The sequence below is a fragment of the Butyricimonas faecalis genome (assembly GCF_003991565.1).
Classification (GTDB): domain Bacteria; phylum Bacteroidota; class Bacteroidia; order Bacteroidales; family Marinifilaceae; genus Butyricimonas; species Butyricimonas faecalis.
Genome location: NZ_CP032819.1, coordinates 4,628,921 through 4,645,778 on the forward strand (window position 1 = coordinate 4,628,921; position 16,858 = coordinate 4,645,778).

Here is a 16,858-nt window from a genome sequence, read left to right on the forward strand (position 1 = left end):
AGTTAATATATCCTCGTATATTTCTTTGAGTAGACATGAAAAAAAAAGTTCGAATATTTGTTTTACTGAAATAGATGATTAACTTTAAGCCAATTATACGAAGAGACCTATGAGACAGTTAAAAATTAGCAAACAAATCACTGGCAGGGATTCGTTCTCGATAGAGAAATACTTGCAGGAGATTGGGAAAATCGACGTGTTGACGCCGGATGAGGAGGTTGCTTTAGCCAAGAAGATCCGATCGGGTGACCGAGAGGCACGAGAACTATTGGTGAAGAGTAACCTGCGTTTCGTGGTTTCCGTGGCCAAGCAATACCAGAATAACGGTTTAAGTTTGGGGGATTTGATAAACGAGGGCAATCTGGGATTAATAAAAGCTGCCGAATGCTTTGACGAAACGAAAGGATTCAAGTTTATTTCTTACGCCGTATGGTGGATTCGGCAATCGATTTTACAGGCAATCGCGGAGAATTCTCGTTTAGTTCGGTTACCATTGAACAAAATCAGTAGCATTAACAAAGTGAATAAATTCTTTTTCCGTCTGGAACAGGAATTTCAACGGGAACCTACGGTAGAGGAAATAGCCTCGAAAATGGATGTTCCCACGAAGGAGGTTAAAGATAGTTTGCGGATAGCCAATCGTCCCGTATCCATGGATGCGCCATTGTCGGCAGACGAGGATTCGTCCAGCTTATATGACGTGATGATTACCGGGGATAATGCCATATCGGATGCAGAACGGGAGATGAATGCCGATTCATTGCGGACGGAAATCGATCGCTATTTGACGATGCTGGATGAACGGGATGCTTTAATCCTGCGGATGTATTACGGTTTGGGAGGTTATTCGGCAATGTCATTGGAAGAAATTGGCGACCGGATTGGTCTGACGAGCGAACGGGTACGACAAATTAAGTCCAAGGCCATCAAGAAACTGAAAAACTCGTGCCGTAGTAAACGGTTGAAGACCTATTTATAAGAGGTAGGTGAATGATTTCTTTTTATAGAAAGTTCTTTCGTCCATAAGTTTCATTCTTTAATTTATGGAAAGGTACACTTTGTTTGACTTTTTGTCTTTTCTTCTGATAATCTTTTCATACAAAATTTATGTGTTAGAGGGAATTGTGGGATGGCTAGCATTCTTTTAGATTGTTGGTATCTGTATTTTATGTACTTACAGTCTGCAACTAAAATATGCTTATAAAGTTAGTTTTTTCAACTTAATTGCTATATTTGTTCCCCGTTTTAGCGGGGGTGTTTGGTGTGATTGGAAATGCTTGAGAAAATGGGTTTGTCAATCATAAATATGTGACTCCCAGGAGCGTTAGGAATAGTGGAGAATTATTATTATGAACACATAAATAAATGAGAACCTTATGGGAAACTATGAATTAAACAAAAATCTGGCACAAATGCTGAAAGGCGGGGTTATCATGGATGTAACCAATGTTGAACAAGCAAAGATTGCTGAAGCTGCCGGAGCATGTGCTGTAATGGCATTGGAAAGAGTTCCGTCGGATATTCGTAAAGATGGTGGTGTGGCCAGAATGTCTGATCCTCAGATGATCAAGGCTATAAAAAATGCCGTATCTATTCCTGTAATGGCAAAAGTGAGAATCGGTCACTTCGTGGAAGCGCAGATTTTGGAGGCCATTGGCATTGATTATATTGACGAGAGTGAAGTTTTAACGCCGGCAGATGATTTGTATCATGTTGACAAAACCGCGTTTAAAGTACCGTTCGTTTGCGGATGCCGTAACTTGGGTGAGGCTTTAAGACGTATTGGCGAAGGTGCTTCCATGATTCGTACGAAAGGAGAAGCCGGTACCGGAAACGTGGTAGAGGCTGTAAGACATATGCGTCAGTTGAACAATGATATTCATCAGGTACAAGCGGCTCCGGTTGAAGCATTGATGACGATTGCCAAAGAGATGGGTGCCCCTTATGATTTGGTAAAATTCGTGCATGAAAATGGTAAATTGCCTGTAGTAAACTTTGCTGCCGGTGGTATTGCTACTCCGGCTGATGCAGCTTTGATGATGCAATTAGGTTGCGAGGGTGTATTCGTTGGTTCTGGTATCTTCAAATCAGGCGATCCTGCCAAGAGAGCGAAAGCTATCGTTTTAGCGACAACTTATTACAACGACCCGGTTAAATTGGCTCAATTATCCGAGAACTTGGGTGAAGCTATGTCCGGATTGGAAATCAGTAAATTGGAAAACAAATACGCTGAAAGAGGCTGGTAAAGAATAATTTATAAAGTTCATAAGGTTTATAAGGTTCATAAGGTAACTTACTTTTTAGATTTTATGAACTTTATAAACCTTATATTTTTTTGTCATGAAAAAGATTGGAATTTTAGGCTTTCAAGGGGCTATCATTGAACACGAACGCCAGATAAAGGCCATCGGCCATGAACCCGTGATTGTGAAATACCCGGAGCAGTTGGAAGAGATTGATGCTATTATTCTACCGGGAGGAGAGAGTACTACCATGGGAAAAATTCTTAATCGCACGGGACTTATGGAGCCTTTACGCGGGAAAATCCAGGGTGGTTTACCGGTATGGGGAACATGTGCGGGAATGATCTTGTTGGCTAAAGAACTCGTGAACGATTCGGTTACTCATTTGGGCGTAATGGATATTGCCGTTCGGCGTAATGCTTACGGGAGCCAGATTGATAGTTTTGCCACGAAGAAAGTGATTCCGGAAGTAGATCCTAACGAGATTGAGTTGGTGTTTATTCGTGCCCCTTATATTACAAGTGTGAAGGAAGGAGTAAACGTGCTGTGTGAACTTGATGGACATATTGTTGCGGCAGAAGAAAAGAATATGTTGGCCACATCATTCCACCCGGAACTTACCGATAATACGGCATTCCTGAAATACTTTGTATCTAAGATTTAAAAGACTTCTAACAAGTATTTTTTACAACTACCCCCTCCAACTCCCCCTTACACCGGGGGAGGGTTAATTACCAAACGATATCCCTCCCGTGTAAAAGCGAGTCGAAGGGGGTAGTTCCTTATAGATTTGCATTTAATTCCTCGATACTAAGCGTTGCCGTCCCGATTTTCTGAACAACAATTCCGGCTGCCACGTTTGCAATACGCATGGCTTCCGTGATTTCCTGCCCTTGGGTTAAAGCTAACGAGAGTGCTGCCACCACCGTGTCTCCGGCTCCGCTTACATCAAACACCTCTTGAGAGTGTGTGGGAAGATGTAGAATATTTTGATCCGAAATCAAACTCATGCCTTGTTCGCTTCGGGTGACAAGCAGTGCCGACAATCCGTAGCGGTGAATGATTTCTAGGGCAGCCTCGGTAATTTCCGGATCGTTATTTTTCACCGAATGACCGATAACGTCTCCTAATTCTTTCACGTTTGGGGTAATCAAATCTGCTCCGGAGTATTTTTCCCAATTTTTCCCTTTAGGATCTACGATAACACGGGCACCATGTGATTTGGCCGTCTTTATCAAGTACGTGCATAGTTCTTCCGTGATCATGCCTTTCCCATAATCAGAGATGATAAGGGTAGGGTGTTCTTGGAGAAGAGAGGCAAGACTGGTTTGGAGATCTTCTCTTGCTTTTTCGGAAAGTTCCAACTGTTGCTCGTAATCTATACGAACAATCTGTTGTCTTCCCCCGATGATGCGCGCCTTCGTGATCGTGGGTTGTTCGGTCTTGACAAAACCGGTCTTGATCTTTTTCTGGCGTGCCATGCGTTCAATCTCTTTCCCGAAAAAGTCGTGGCCGATAGCCCCGCACAACGTTGCCTGCCCACCAAGACTCGTGATGTTGTTGGCCACGTTTGAAGCCCCGCCTAGACGGGATTCCTCGTTCACGATATTTACTATCGGAACGGGAGCTTCCGGGGAAATCCGTTCCACTTTCCCGAAATAATATTTGTCAAGCATCACGTCCCCGACGATCAGTATTTTGCAGCTATTAAAGTTTAAATCCATGTATTCATTTTAGATTTTAGATTTATGATTTTAGATTTTCTTTAAGCAACCAGAGGTTGTATATTCGTAAATCGTAATTCATAAATCATAAATTAATTGCCTCTACTCTTCTCCGCCACCGAACATCATCAAATAGGCTTTGATGAACTCGTTGATTTCTCCGTCCATAACAGCCTGTACGTTTGATGTCTGGTAGTTGGTGCGGTGATCTTTCACCCGACGGTCGTCGAACACGTAACTGCGGATTTGTGATCCCCACTCGATCTTCTTTTTTGTCCCTTCCACTTTATCCCGTTCTTCCTGGCGTTTTTGTAACTCCAATTCGTATAATTGGGCTTTCAACAAACGCATGGCGTTTTCACGGTTTTGCAACTGCGAGCGCGATTCCGTGTTCTCGATCATGATTCCCGTGGGAGCGTGGCGTAACCGCACCCCGGTTTCCACTTTGTTCACGTTCTGACCACCCGCACCACCACTTCGGAAGGTGTCCCAACTGATATCGGCGGGATTGATCGTGATCTCGATCGTGTCGTCCACGGCAGGATAAACGAACACGGAGGCGAAAGAGGTCATTCGTTTGTTGGCCGCGTTATACGGTGATAAACGAACCAGTCGGTGAACCCCGTTTTCGGATTTCAGGTAACCGTAAGCGTAGTCACCTTCAAATTCCAGTGTAGCTGATTTGATACCGGCCTCTTCACCTTCTTGATAGTCTACGTGTTTTACCTTATAACCGTTTAACTCTCCCCAGCGGATGTACATCCGGTACAGCATGCTGGCCCAGTCCATACTTTCCGTTCCCCCGGCACCGGAGTTGATTTTCATGATGGCCCCGAAGTGATCTTCTTCCCGGCGTAGCATATTACGCATCTCGATGTCTTCCAGCACCCGAATGGTCTCTTGGTATTGGGCATCCACTTCCTCCTCGGTCGCTTCACCCTCTTTGGCGAAATCAAAGAGTACCTGCAAGTCTCCCACGGCCGAGGTCACCTGTTCGTAGCCTTCAATCCAGGATTTCAATTCTCGGACTTTCTTCATCAAGGCCTCTGCTTCCTTGGGATTGTCCCACAGTGACGGATTCTGTGTTCTTAATTCTTCTTCAGCGAGTTGTATCTTCTTGCCATCGATGTCAAAGATACCTCCTCAATGCTTCACCTCGCTCTGCCAATTCTTTAATATGGTCTATTGTGATCATTGTGTATTAAGTTTATAAATAACATTCGTCCCTCCATACGAAGGGACGAATGTTTTCGTGTACGTTATTTCACTTGTTTTGGTTAGCCATCGGGAAATTTTTGTTTACCCGCTTGCTGGTTACAGGTCGTCCGCTTAACGTGCTTTCCACCATGTCCTGAATTTCTTGGGCAAAAGCAGTTTCCCCGTTTCTTCTGGCCATGTCCACGAGCATTTGCAACGCTTGCATACTTCTTCTCTCGTCGTTTTCCAGCGCTTTTCTGCGATTCAGAGAAAGTGACCCGATATATCTCAGCGTTTGTGCGTTGTCAAGAGCCAAGGCCCAAGCCAGATCGTTTCCTTTCTCGTACTCGCCGGCAGCGTAGTAGATCGAGATATAATTCAACAAGAAGAAGTCGGCCGGAACTTGATACAATGGAATTTCTTCCAGAGACTTGTCAAGCACCCTGATGGCTTCTTGAATTTTAGTGGAATCCGTGATTTCATTGATAATCGAGTCTCCCATAACACGTGTTTCCGTGCTCGCTTCTTGCATTAATTGTTCTGCCAAACGCAAGAACGTATTCCGGTACTTCATCACGGCAATGGTATTGTCGTGGAAATGATCGATATTTACTTTCGGGTCCTTGATGTTACCCCAGACGAATTTATTCATCAGGTTGTCATACAGGATTGCCGAGTTGATACGTCCGAAGTCATAATAGGCAGAATTGTTTTCCGTCTTGATCGGTACAACGCGATACGCGGCTCCTTCCAGCTGGAAGTATTTGTCGAAGCCCATGTAACTGTCTTGTCCCATGCCGACCCCGAAATATACCGGACGTTCCCAGTTATTGGTGGCCAATATATCCAGTACCATTAATTGTGATTTGGTTAGGGAATTTCCTTTTAATTGAATCTCTACTCTGTCAACAATCAAGGCAGAATCTTCGGGTTGTACGGTTCCATTGGCCAACACTTTTTCCTTGTCCACGGGGATATACAGGTTGCGTGTCGGAATAAAGTCCACGGCACCTCCCTGGTAACGGTTGGATTTCGTTTCCGGTCTGTCGCTGGCAACGAATTCCATGACGTCTTTCATGCTGAAAGGTTGTTGCACCCGTTCTTCAATCGTGACAAAATCCCGCACTCCGGCATGGTATTGGTCTTTCGTGAAGGAAATGGGTACCCCGTCACTTTCGTAAGCCTTCCGTTTCATCTGATCGATGTACCAGTCTCCGGCAAGCAAACTCAGGTTCACGATGCGTACATCCCGGCGGAAACCTTCCACCTCCTGTGCATACCATAGCGGGAACGTGTCGTTATCCCCGTACGTGAACAGAATAGCGTTCGGAGCACACGAACTTAGGTAGTTCTTGGCATGGGCAATCGTTGCGTAACGTCCGCTACGGTCATGATCGTCCCAGTTCTGTGCTGCCATGTTTACCGGAACAGCGAACAGGCAAACAGCGGTGACGATAATCGCCGCGTTGCGTGGGTCCATCTTCTTTTGAAGAAGATCCCACAAGTAAAGAACCCCGAATCCGATCCAGATGGCAAAGGCGTAGAACGATCCGGCGTAAGCGTAGTCACGTTCCCGCGGTTGATATGGATACTGGTTCAAGTAGAGTACGATGGCAATACCCGTGAAGAAGAAAAGCAGCATAACCACCCAGAAATCTTTCTTCCCTTGTTTTCCCCGTTGGTATTGATAGAACATACCCAGTAATCCGAGAATGAACGGGAGCATGTAATATTTATTATTTGCCTTGTCGTGTTTCAACGTGTCCGGCATTAAACTCTGGTCACCGACCAGAATATTGTCTATAAATGGAATACCCGATATCCAGTTGCCATAGCGGAAATCTCCGTGTCCCTGAATATCATTCTGACGTCCGGAGAAATTCCACATGAAGTATCTGAAATACATGTGTCCGAGTTGGTAACGGAACATGAAACTCAGGTTTTGTCCGAAACTCGGTTTTTGAATGGGTTGTCCGTCCACCATGTACACGGGGCCTTTGGGTTGTCCCACCCATTCATAGTACACCTGTGGTTCGCGAGCCTGACTGTACATACGCGGTAGGATCGTGCAGAAGCGAGGATCATATTTCACCTCTTTTTTATGATCCACGATATCGTATTTACCCGTTTTCTCGTTTTGGTAATAAACAGGTCCGGCATCCTCCACGCCGATAACCGGGGCGTTGAAATAAGGACCGTAAACCAACGGCTCCTGCCCGTATTGATCGCGGCTGATGTAAGAAAGCAACGAGAACACGTTGTCCGGGCTGTTTTCGTCAATCGGGGGATTGCTTACGGAGCGGATAACGACCATGGCATAGCAGGAGTACCCGATAAGCATAACCACGAAACAGGTTAAGATCGTGTTCACTACCGTGTGGTTGTGTTTTAACGTGTAACGAATTCCGAAAGTCAATCCGGCAATTAAAAGTAGCGCGTAAATAATAACACCCGTGTTGAAAGGCATCCCAAAGCCATTCACGAACAGCAATTCAAACCAACCGGCAACGATAATCACGCCCGGGATAATACCCCACATGATCACGCCCAGTATAACGATAGAGAGGGCTGCCGACTTGATAATACCCCACTTGGTGGTTTCGTATTTCTTGAAATAGTATATAAATACAATGGCAGGGATTACCAGCAAGTTCAACAAGTGAACACCGATGGACAGTCCGACCATGTAGGCAATAAAAATCAACCAGCGGTTGGCGTAAGGTTGGAAGGCAACATTTTCCCATTTCAGGATGGCCCAGAACACGACAGCCGTGAACAGGGACGACATGGCATACACTTCGCCTTCGACGGCTGAAAACCAGAACGTATCCGTGAACGTGTAGGTCAATGCCCCGATAAGTCCGGCTCCCATGATCCCGCACAATTGTCCCATGGAACATTCTTCTCCTTCTTTCACCACGACTTTTTTAGCCAGGTGCGTGATGGTCCAGAACAGGAATAGAATCGTGAACCCGGAACATAGGGCCGACATGATATTGATCATGTAGGATTGTGTTTCAGGACTCGGTGCGAATATGGCGAACAAGCGCGAGATAATCATGAATAGAGGCGCTCCGGGAGGGTGTCCTACCTGCAGTCCGACCGAGGTTGTAATAAACTCACCACAGTCCCAAAGGCTGGCTGTTGGTTCGACCGTAAGAATGTAAGTAATACTGGCCACCACGAACGCCACCCATCCGGTGACATTATTGATCAACCTGTAGCTTAATGTTGGGTGATTTTTAATGTTGCACATGCTTCTCCTTAGTTTGAATTTATATTTCTTATTAATATTCAAGGTTATAACAAAAAAGTCGTTTTTCGACAGCACGAAAATAGCAATTTTCTTTTAATTTTTCTGCATTTTGTTTTGGCGAAATAAAAAAATACTCTACATTTGCAGCGTCAAAATAACAACAACGGTTGTTGAAACGACATAAAGATTGTCCCATTGTGTAATGGTAGCACAGCAGATTTTGGTTCTGTCAGTCAAGGTTCGAATCCTTGTGGGACAACAAACATGAAGAGGGGCCTTGCAGCAGGGAAGTTGCAAGGCTTTTTATTCCAGTTCTTCGACATCATGCCCAGGTGGTGGAATCGGTAGACACGCTAGTTTCAGGGACTAGTGGCCGTACGGCTGTGCAGGTTCGAGTCCTGTTCTGGGTACAAGGTGGTCTGATAGTCATTTGATTGTCAGACCATTTTTTATTTTATAACCGATTGAATTCCTAGTAAGAAGGTTGATCCCTTTTTTCTCTTCAAGATAAACCTAGTAACCTTTCTGCCGGAAAAATGCTATATTTGTTCTTAAATATGTAGCTGTTATGAAAAAGTCGATTGCTTTCCTGCCCAAGAAAAATCGGGAAGACCTGAAATATCTCGTTGAACTGATTTTGGATAAAATTCCGGTTTGTGAAATGATAATCCTTTATGGAAGTTATGCCCGCGGTACTTACGTTAGCTATGACGAGCGAGAGGAATTTGGCATACCTACTTCTTTTAAAAGTGATTATGATATATTGGTTATAAATAATGCCTGGAGTTATGACAAAATTGAAAATAAGTTAGCACGCGTCCGTAGTATCTACGGCAAGCGGGGCGACTATCGTTACCGGGTTCCCGTGCAATTTATCCATGATAGCCTAAAGAAAGTGAATGAAGATTTGAAATACGGTCGCTATTTTTATACGGAATTGAAGCGTGACGGGATCATGCTTTATAATCGCGGGAATAATAAACTGGCGAGGCGGAAACCGTTGAAGTTTGAAGAAATAAAGAGGCAGGGGGAAGAATATTTCAGAGAGAAACTCGCTAAATCCAAACTTTTCGTGGAGCAAGCTGCTTTCATGTGTGATAAAGAAGAATATGTGATGTCTTCTTTTAATTTGCATCAGGCTTGTGAAAATTTATTCAACGCGATTTTGTTGACATTTACCCTTAAAAATGATAAGGAACATAATTTGGATGAGCTTTTTAGAGCTTCACGAGGATACGCTCCCGAACTGATTCGTGCTTTTCCTGTCGGGAATGAAGAGGAGGAGCGATTGTTTAAAATACTCGTGCGTTCGTACATCGAAGCGCGTTATAATCCGGAATTTAAAGTGAACCGGGAAGATATTGACGACTTGATGGTAAAAGTCGAAAAGTTTGGCGAGGTGACACGTCAAGCGTGCGAGCGGAGGATAAAAGAGTACGAGGAGTTGTCGAAGACGGAAAAGAAGAGGAAGTAAGAGTCTGTTTTAGAAGAGAAGCATAGGTAATCCTACCGAAAAGCTGGGGAGAAGCTACCCCTTCGTCGTTGCTGTGTCGTTGTTGAGCCGTTGCTCAGCCGATTGGGATTGGTTGAGCAACGAGTAAACTTCGAATAAAGAGCAAATGTGGGGTAGCTTCTCGGTATCTTTACGGTATCTTCTCGGTTGCTTTAGGGTTGCTTCACGGTTACTTTTTTGGTAGTTATATACGATTTTGTTGTGAGATGTTAACTCCCGCATGCAAGAAGGAATATTTACCATGCGTAATCCAATGGATAAGGAATTCATTTCTAAGACAAGCACCCATTCATTTCGCCACGGAGAGGTGTCAGGGACGTTCACGAACGTCTTTGTAACGTCTTTGATTCGTCTTTGATACGTCTTTAATCCCTAAGAACATCGAATATGCCACGGAAGATACACGTGTATTTCCTGGGAAAAGTTTACTTCGTTTTTCATTGTAAAGTGGTATATAAGTACCTTGATTTTCGTATATTTGTCCTTGTTTTAGACTAAAGGGTGACAGGGGAAATACTATGACATTGCAAGGGAATGATATATTTTATTACACGGCTAATATATTGTGTCTTTTTTCCGGACTGATCTGTGCCGTGTTGCGTTGGTTTCACATGTGCCGTCCGTTTGATAAGGAGGAAGCCTATTATTATCCGGCACGCAAGCAGGTAACTGTATGCTATTTTTTAATTCTGTTTCAGTTTCCGTATTTGATGTATTTGTCGTCTTTCGATGCCTGGATGTATGTCCGGGTGTTTGGTATCTTGTTTTATCCCGTGATATTCACGGTCTTGTTGAACCGGTATTTCCATTATACGGAACGGATATGGTGGCGTATGTCATTACACACGGTGTGGATCATATCTTCCGTTTTGTTGTGCGTGTTGTTTTTATTGGCATTGCGCGGTGGAGATCTTTTGGCCGGACGGGCGCATATTGTTTGCTTGTTGTCCGTGATGATGGCGGTATTATCGATGGTGACGATGTGCTATACCTTATATAGAGTATATGTTGATATCCGTCAGTTTCAGTATGACGAGTATTCCAACGAACAAGATTTTCCTTTACGTTTTGCCCGAATAACTATCGTGCTTGTTTTATTTCTTATGCTCAATATGTGGGTGTTGTACGTGTCGGATAGCAGGATGGTAAAAGCGGCAGTTGATTTATTGCTCTGTTTCTTGCATACATTATTGATCTTGATCATTCTTTATCCGCAGCGTAATGGAAAGAAGTACGCGTTGCAGGATTCCATGCAGGTTGCCAAAGGAGCTTTCCACCTTTCCGATGAACGTTATGGCGAGATACTGGGAAAGATTCGCACGTGTATCGAGACAAATCGTATGTTTTTAAAGTCAAATTTGCAGTTGATGGATATCGCTTTGGCGGTGGGGGAGAATCGAAGTTATGTTTCCGCGGTGATAACCAAAGAGTATGGGTCATTTTATGCTTATGTCAATAAGTTTCGCATCGAATATGCCGTTCAACTTCAGAAGGAGCACCCCAAGATGAAACAAGTGGAATTGATAGAGCGCTGCGGTTTCGGTAGCCGTACCAGTTTCTTGAAATGGCAGAAAATTTATTCAGGTAAGCAGGATGTAAAAAGCGTTTAATAAGTCTATTTTTACGGATTTGGACATAGTTTTACGTGATTGGACGTAAATTTTACATTGTTGAACACCCCTGTCATAGCCCTTTTTCTACTTTCGCGAAAAAATAAAGGTAGAATTATGCTAAAAAGACTTTTCATTATTTTGATGATAAACGGGGTGTGCAGTTTCATCAGTTATAGTCAAAAAATAGACAATACTTCTATTAAAGAAAGAAAATGGTATGGTGGAGTTCAAGGCGGACCGCTTTTTGGGGTGAGTACATTCAGCTCGTTCGGTGCCGATAAAACACATGTTGGTTGGGACGCGGGTGCATTCGCCGGATATCGTTTCACTCCCGCGTTATCACTTGAAGTCCAAACGGCTTTTTCCAAGATGTCTTTGACCGTGCAGGATTGCTGTCTGGATAGGAACTATTGGTATGGTGCAGACGGCGTGCGTTATAACGCTCCCGTGTTCGGCATGGAGGGAGTTGCTTATGGTGACCTGAAAAGTAAAGTGTTCATGCAGCGCTACGGGGTACAACTTAATATCAACTTGTTGGGTTTCTTTTCCCGCACGAAGTATGGCAGATGGTCGGTAGATTTATCTCCGGCACTTTCCACCGTAGGAACGAAAGCGGATATTCAAAATAATAAATCCGGTCAAACATTAAATAAAGAGAACACCAAGTGGCACGTGGGCTTAGGTGGAAATTTGCAGGTGGGCTACCGGGTGGCTGATAGAGTGCAATTAGGCGTGTATAGCGGATTGACGTACCTGACCGGCAGTCGTCTGGATGGAATGCCCAAGTACCTGCACAAGAATAATTACACGTGGGGAAGCGGTATCCGGCTAGGCTTTGTTTTTGGTAAAAAAGGTAAGAAGCCTGCATCTGCTAACCCGGTTCCTGTTGTTGGTCAAGAATCGGTAGTGAAAAAAGAAGAACCGGTAACTAAGGAAGAAGCGGTGATAAAGGAACAACCGTCAAGGATAGAAGCGAAGGATTCTATCGCGGAAGCCCGGAAAGATGTGGCGGAGATTGTAGAGACTTCACGTCACGAGCTGGTATTCCCTGTTATTCGATTCTCGTTCAACAGTGTATGGATTGAATCTTCAGAGCGTGGAAAAGTTGCCCAAATCGCTCGTCTGTTGAAAGAGCACCCGGAAGTAAATATCCGTATAAAGGGATATGCCGATGGTAAAGGTTCTGATGCTGTAAATCATCGCGTGTCGGAGGCTCGTGCAAAAGTGATAAAGGATTGGTTGGTTAAGAAGTTTAATATTGATGCTTCGCGTATATCTGCCATTGGTGCGGGGGTAGACAAGAACAAGTCGGCCGAAGAGGCTCGCCGGGCGGAGACGGATACGAAAGTTAATGAATAAGGAGGATAAAATATGTCAAGAAATACATTCTTATACATTTTTATATGCGCGATAGTAAGTTGCATGTCGGCATGTGATAAAAATGCCCATGAAAAAGAGTTGTACGGGATAAGCGTACGCTCGACTTTCGATGACGAGCTTGATGCTTCTCAAACGAAAGTGAAGAACGGTTCTTTGTGGATTTACCAAGTTGATGGTAAATTGGTGAAGGAATATTTTTACGAGGGGGCGAAGGATTTGTCTTCTCAGTGTTTTGATTTGCCGGCAGGAAACTACGTTGTCGTTTCTGCTCTTAATTTCAATTCACCGTTGACGTACAAGAATCAGAACGAAATGCAAACGCTTGCTTTTTACACGTCTGCTCCCGACCCGCTGTCTGAACATGCTTTTTACAGTACGGTTCAAGTGGAGGTGCGTGAAAATGAAAATCAGTTGGTGACATTGCCCATGAAACGTATCTTGTCAGAACTCGCGATAAAGATAGAGGGGGTTCCGTCCGGTGCTCGTCTGAATACGAAGGTGTACGAGCCGGCGGAAGGTATTCTTCCTGCATGTAAGGATGCCGACGGGCAGTACGGTTTGCCCACGACAGAAACCATGACGGAGGTGATTCTCCCCGAATCGTTGGAAAAGAATGGAGCGATTGTCACGGAGGCCATGCGGGTGATGCCCACGGCTCAAGGAAAGTCCGGCTCGCGGTTGGGATTGTTTTTGACGACAACGGATGGCGTTACCTTTGAATGCGTCGTGGATGCCCCGCGGATGAAACCAGCGGGGAAATACGAACTGACTCTTTCTTACAACGAGTTGAAGCCTTATTTGCGTGTGTCGGCGATCAAGATTACCGATTGGAAATACGGGTGGACTATAAGCGGAGAAATATTGGATCCTAATAATTAAAACAGAATAACGGTGAAAAAGTATTTGTTTAATATGGCTTTGGCATCGATGGTATGCGTGCTGGGCAGTTGTAATAATGGCGAGAAAGACCCTGTTACAAATGATGCTTCGGAGTATATAACCATAAGTACAAACATTCTTACTCGTGTGGCTGTGGCCGAAAATGGTTCGCAGGAGTTTGAAAACGGGGATAAAATTAGCGTGTATGCATGGACCGGAAGCAAGGCATCTGTGCCGGATATATCGCAGCGCGTGGTAGATAACGCGATAAACACGCTTGCTGGCGGAACTTGGCAGGCTGTTCCTCAAATGTTATGGAAGAACATGAGCGATGAGCATTTTTTCATCGGGGTATATCCTTCCAACGCCCAGTCTATCGCTAATTTGGAGGAAAGCGATTTTGAAGTAAATGCCAACTTGGAGGAGAGTGATTTGCTGGTAGCCACGAATTTGAATGGGATAAAGGCGCAGGCAAATCCCGTGTCGCTTACTTTTGATCACTTGCTGGCCAAAATTATCGTGAATTTGGAATTCCGTAACCAATGGGGAGCGGATGGGCCGGAAGTGGCGAGTGTTACACTGGATGACGTGGCTACGAAATGCAAGGTGAATTATTTGCAAAAGACCGTTGTTGCAGGTACGGAACGAGGAACTTTTGCGTTGGCAGAGGTGAAGGCTAACCAAAGTTATGCTTCCATTGTCGTGCCTCAATCGGGCATAAAAACGATAAAAGTGAATATAAACGGGAGAGATTACGTGTACCAGCACGATACGGATATAGATTTTGAAGGTGGAAAATACACGATCATCAATTTGACCGTTGGGCGTAACGAACTCTCTCTTGGAAGTATTGTTATAAACGATTGGTTGAAAGGGGACGAGATTAGCGGAGGGGAAGCTTTGGATTAAAAAGAATAAATGGAGAATAAATATACGATAGCTATGAAATTAAGACAAATTGCTCTTTGGAGTACGCTACTGCTAGCTTCGGCTGCTTGTAGCAATGACGACTCGAATATAGGTTCCTTCTCGGGTCAAGAGATGCAAATAGTGCCTTCTATAAACGAGGTGCAGACTCGCGTTGGTATGGATAACGTGGCCGACATGCAAGCGTTCATGTTGCGCGTGTCCGGTTCCGAGGCGGGGAAATACGATTATTATGCAGCCGTGAAGCCGGAGGGAAACACGTGGAAAAGTTACAATGTGGCTGCAGACGGCACGGTAGGGGATGCCTTGCAGATGTTGTGGGCAAGCGTGAAGAATCCGGTTATGGTGGCCGCGTTGTATAAAAACGACGAGGTGCTGTCATCTGCTAATTTCGGAAAGGCCGAATTCGAGGTGGTACAAGACCAACGTGATGAGAATGATTTTAAGAAAGGTGATTACTTGTACATGGCTCCCACGGAGGCTTTGCCTACCATGGATGATGGAAAGGTTGCAGTGAATTTTTCTCACCTGATGTCCAAGATAAGTTTGAAACTGACGCTGGATTATCAATTTAACGAGTTGCCGGGTACGGAACAAAATCCGGTAGCAGCGTTGACGATAGGGGGTACTCACTCGAAAGGTAATTTCAATATCGATGACCAGACATGGGATTACGCATCGGTAGCACCGGTAGAGGTGCAGCTTTACGAGGTTGATTATACTTCCGGAAGCGGCAGGACCAAGAAGGCCGCGGCCACGTATGAATGTCTTTTGTTGCCGCAAACTGTACCGGCCGGTGGATTCTCGGTGAATGTTACCATTAACGGTAATAAGTACACTTGGACTTCCGGAGAGGATATCACGCTGGAAAGCAATTACAAGTACGAGTTGCCGATAAAAGTGGGAAAAGATTATATCACGGCCGGAAACATCCTGGTAAGCGATTGGGAAAACGGGGAAGCGCTTGACGGGGAAACTGACGTGGTAACGAATGTCGACGTGTGGGATGGTTCGGTGGCCACGGCTCTTGCCGGAGGTAGCGGAACGAAAGACGATCCGTATCAAATAGCGACTGGAGCACAGTTGGCTTATTTGGCGCAAGAGATAAATGATCGTATTCCCGATTCTTTTAGTGGAAGCAAGTATTTTGTCCTTACTCAAGATATCGATTTGAATAATCTGGAATGGACTTCTATCGGATTTGCTGATTATAAGTGGGACAATGATTGGGGAATGTGGATTGATGGTGCCGGTGGTATTGGGTTTGGTGGTTTGTTTGATGGACAAGGCCATGTTATATCAAATTTGAAAATCAATAGAACGGATGCGGGTAAATTGGGATTGTTCGGCTGGCTTACTTCTACATCGGATTATGCAGTGAAAAACCTTACTATACGCAACGCTTCTATTTCGGGCGCACATCATGCTGGTATTTTGGCCGGTGCACTAAATCCGTCTTCTAGTGCAACACCTTGTTTATATAATGTACACGTGAGCGGTACGGTAACAGTTACCGAGGATTATGGATATGCCGGTGGTATGATAGGTGATGCTTCGTATTTGGTGGCTAATGGTTGTTCGGTGGATGTGAAAGTGACAGGATATGGATTTACTGGGGGAATGGTAGGTTCTGCTTTCGAAGGTTCTTTTGAGAATTGTACCGTGAGAGGGACGGTGAACGGTTCTTGGACTGTTGGTGGATTTGCCGGCGTTTTGTATTGTTCTGTAAAGGCAAAGAATTGCGTTTCATATGCCAATGTCGAATCCAATGACTGGAGATGTGGTGGATTTTCTGGAGTTTTGGAAGGTTGGGACGAAGACTCAAGGGTTGTGTTGGAAGGTTGCTCGGCACAAGGAAATGTGAAGTCTACTTGTCCTCAGCGAGTGGGTGGATTTGCCGGTTGGTGTACTTACCTCACGGCTACGGATTGTTCGTTTACAGGACAAATGAATGTGGTTGTAGGTGTAAAAAATACTGTTGCGGCTTTTATCGGAGAAGATGCAGGATATATTCAAACGAAATCTTGCTGGTATAATGCGTCAGGTTGCTCAGACTTACCCACTGTGGGTGGTGTAGGCACCTCTTCTTCTCACGATATAAAAGCAGTGGAATAAATAGAACAATT

General features: G+C 44.6%; 12 protein-coding genes and 2 tRNA genes. 11 read left to right on the top strand and 3 right to left on the bottom strand.

Going from position 1 to position 16,858, the window contains the following annotated elements; genetic code table 11:
• Positions 1-109 precede the first annotated feature (109 nt).
• The 3 genes from D8S85_RS19775 (at position 110) to pdxT (ending at position 2,907) form a co-directional block, all read left to right on the top strand.
• A complete protein-coding gene (locus D8S85_RS19775) occupies positions 110-979 on the top strand; it encodes a sigma-70 family RNA polymerase sigma factor (protein WP_106624027.1) in 870 nt (289 codons plus the stop codon).
• Between the two features lie 397 nt (positions 980-1,376).
• Positions 1,377-2,246, top strand: coding sequence for a pyridoxal 5'-phosphate synthase lyase subunit PdxS (pdxS, locus tag D8S85_RS19780; protein ID WP_106624028.1), 870 nt, complete (start codon positions 1,377-1,379; stop codon positions 2,244-2,246).
• A 94-nt stretch (positions 2,247-2,340) separates the two neighbouring features.
• Entirely contained in the window at positions 2,341-2,907 is a 567-nt protein-coding gene (gene pdxT / locus D8S85_RS19785) for a pyridoxal 5'-phosphate synthase glutaminase subunit PdxT (RefSeq protein ID WP_106624029.1), read from the top strand.
• A 118-nt stretch (positions 2,908-3,025) separates the two neighbouring features.
• Here the strand turns inward: pdxT and rfaE1 are convergent, their stop codons facing one another.
• The 3 genes from rfaE1 to D8S85_RS19800 all read right to left on the bottom strand — a co-directional run bounded on the left by rfaE1 (position 3,026) and on the right by D8S85_RS19800 (position 8,420).
• Entirely contained in the window at positions 3,026-3,967 is a 942-nt protein-coding gene (gene rfaE1 / locus D8S85_RS19790; RefSeq protein WP_106624030.1) for a D-glycero-beta-D-manno-heptose-7-phosphate kinase, read from the bottom strand.
• Positions 3,968-4,069: 102 nt separating this feature from the next.
• Positions 4,070-5,162, bottom strand: a protein-coding gene (gene prfB / locus D8S85_RS19795; RefSeq protein WP_118304733.1) for a peptide chain release factor 2 whose coding sequence is annotated in 2 segments (ribosomal slippage) — positions 4,070-5,098 and positions 5,100-5,162 — 1,092 coding nt in all. Because the reading frame shifts where the segments join, the coding sequence is not laid out codon by codon here.
• Positions 5,163-5,231: 69 nt separating this feature from the next.
• Positions 5,232-8,420: a glycosyltransferase family 117 protein gene (locus D8S85_RS19800; protein ID WP_106624032.1), complete on the bottom strand. Its 3,189-nt coding sequence runs from the start codon at positions 8,418-8,420 to the stop codon at positions 5,232-5,234.
• Between the two features lie 188 nt (positions 8,421-8,608).
• Between D8S85_RS19800 and D8S85_RS19805 the strand changes: the two genes are divergently transcribed.
• The 8 genes from D8S85_RS19805 (at position 8,609) to D8S85_RS19840 (ending at position 16,847) form a co-directional block, all read left to right on the top strand.
• A tRNA-Gln gene (locus tag D8S85_RS19805) sits at positions 8,609-8,679 on the top strand.
• 67 nt (positions 8,680-8,746) lie between these two features.
• A tRNA-Leu gene (locus tag D8S85_RS19810) sits at positions 8,747-8,830 on the top strand.
• Positions 8,831-8,988: 158 nt separating this feature from the next.
• Positions 8,989-9,894, top strand: a complete 906-nt coding sequence (locus D8S85_RS19815; RefSeq protein ID WP_106624033.1) for a HEPN domain-containing protein — start codon at positions 8,989-8,991, stop codon at positions 9,892-9,894.
• Between the two features lie 557 nt (positions 9,895-10,451).
• Positions 10,452-11,543: a helix-turn-helix transcriptional regulator gene (locus tag D8S85_RS19820; protein ID WP_106624035.1), complete on the top strand. Its 1,092-nt coding sequence runs from the start codon at positions 10,452-10,454 to the stop codon at positions 11,541-11,543.
• Positions 11,544-11,660: 117 nt separating this feature from the next.
• The gene (locus D8S85_RS19825; RefSeq protein WP_106624036.1) at positions 11,661-12,905 is read left to right on the top strand and encodes an OmpA family protein; all 1,245 of its coding nucleotides are present in this window, start codon (positions 11,661-11,663) and stop codon (positions 12,903-12,905) included.
• Between the two features lie 12 nt (positions 12,906-12,917).
• Positions 12,918-13,805 carry a FimB/Mfa2 family fimbrial subunit gene (locus D8S85_RS19830; protein ID WP_106624037.1) on the top strand — a complete coding sequence of 296 codons (888 nt, stop codon included), beginning with the start codon at positions 12,918-12,920 and terminating at the stop codon, positions 13,803-13,805.
• Positions 13,806-13,817: 12 nt separating this feature from the next.
• On the top strand, positions 13,818-14,714 hold the full coding sequence (locus D8S85_RS19835; RefSeq protein ID WP_127075589.1) for a fimbrillin family protein: 897 nt from the start codon (positions 13,818-13,820) through the stop codon (positions 14,712-14,714).
• A gap of 33 nt (positions 14,715-14,747) precedes the next feature.
• The gene (locus tag D8S85_RS19840) at positions 14,748-16,847 is read left to right on the top strand and encodes a fimbrillin family protein (protein ID WP_158641652.1); all 2,100 of its coding nucleotides are present in this window, start codon (positions 14,748-14,750) and stop codon (positions 16,845-16,847) included.
• The last annotated feature ends 11 nt before the right edge of the window (positions 16,848-16,858 follow it).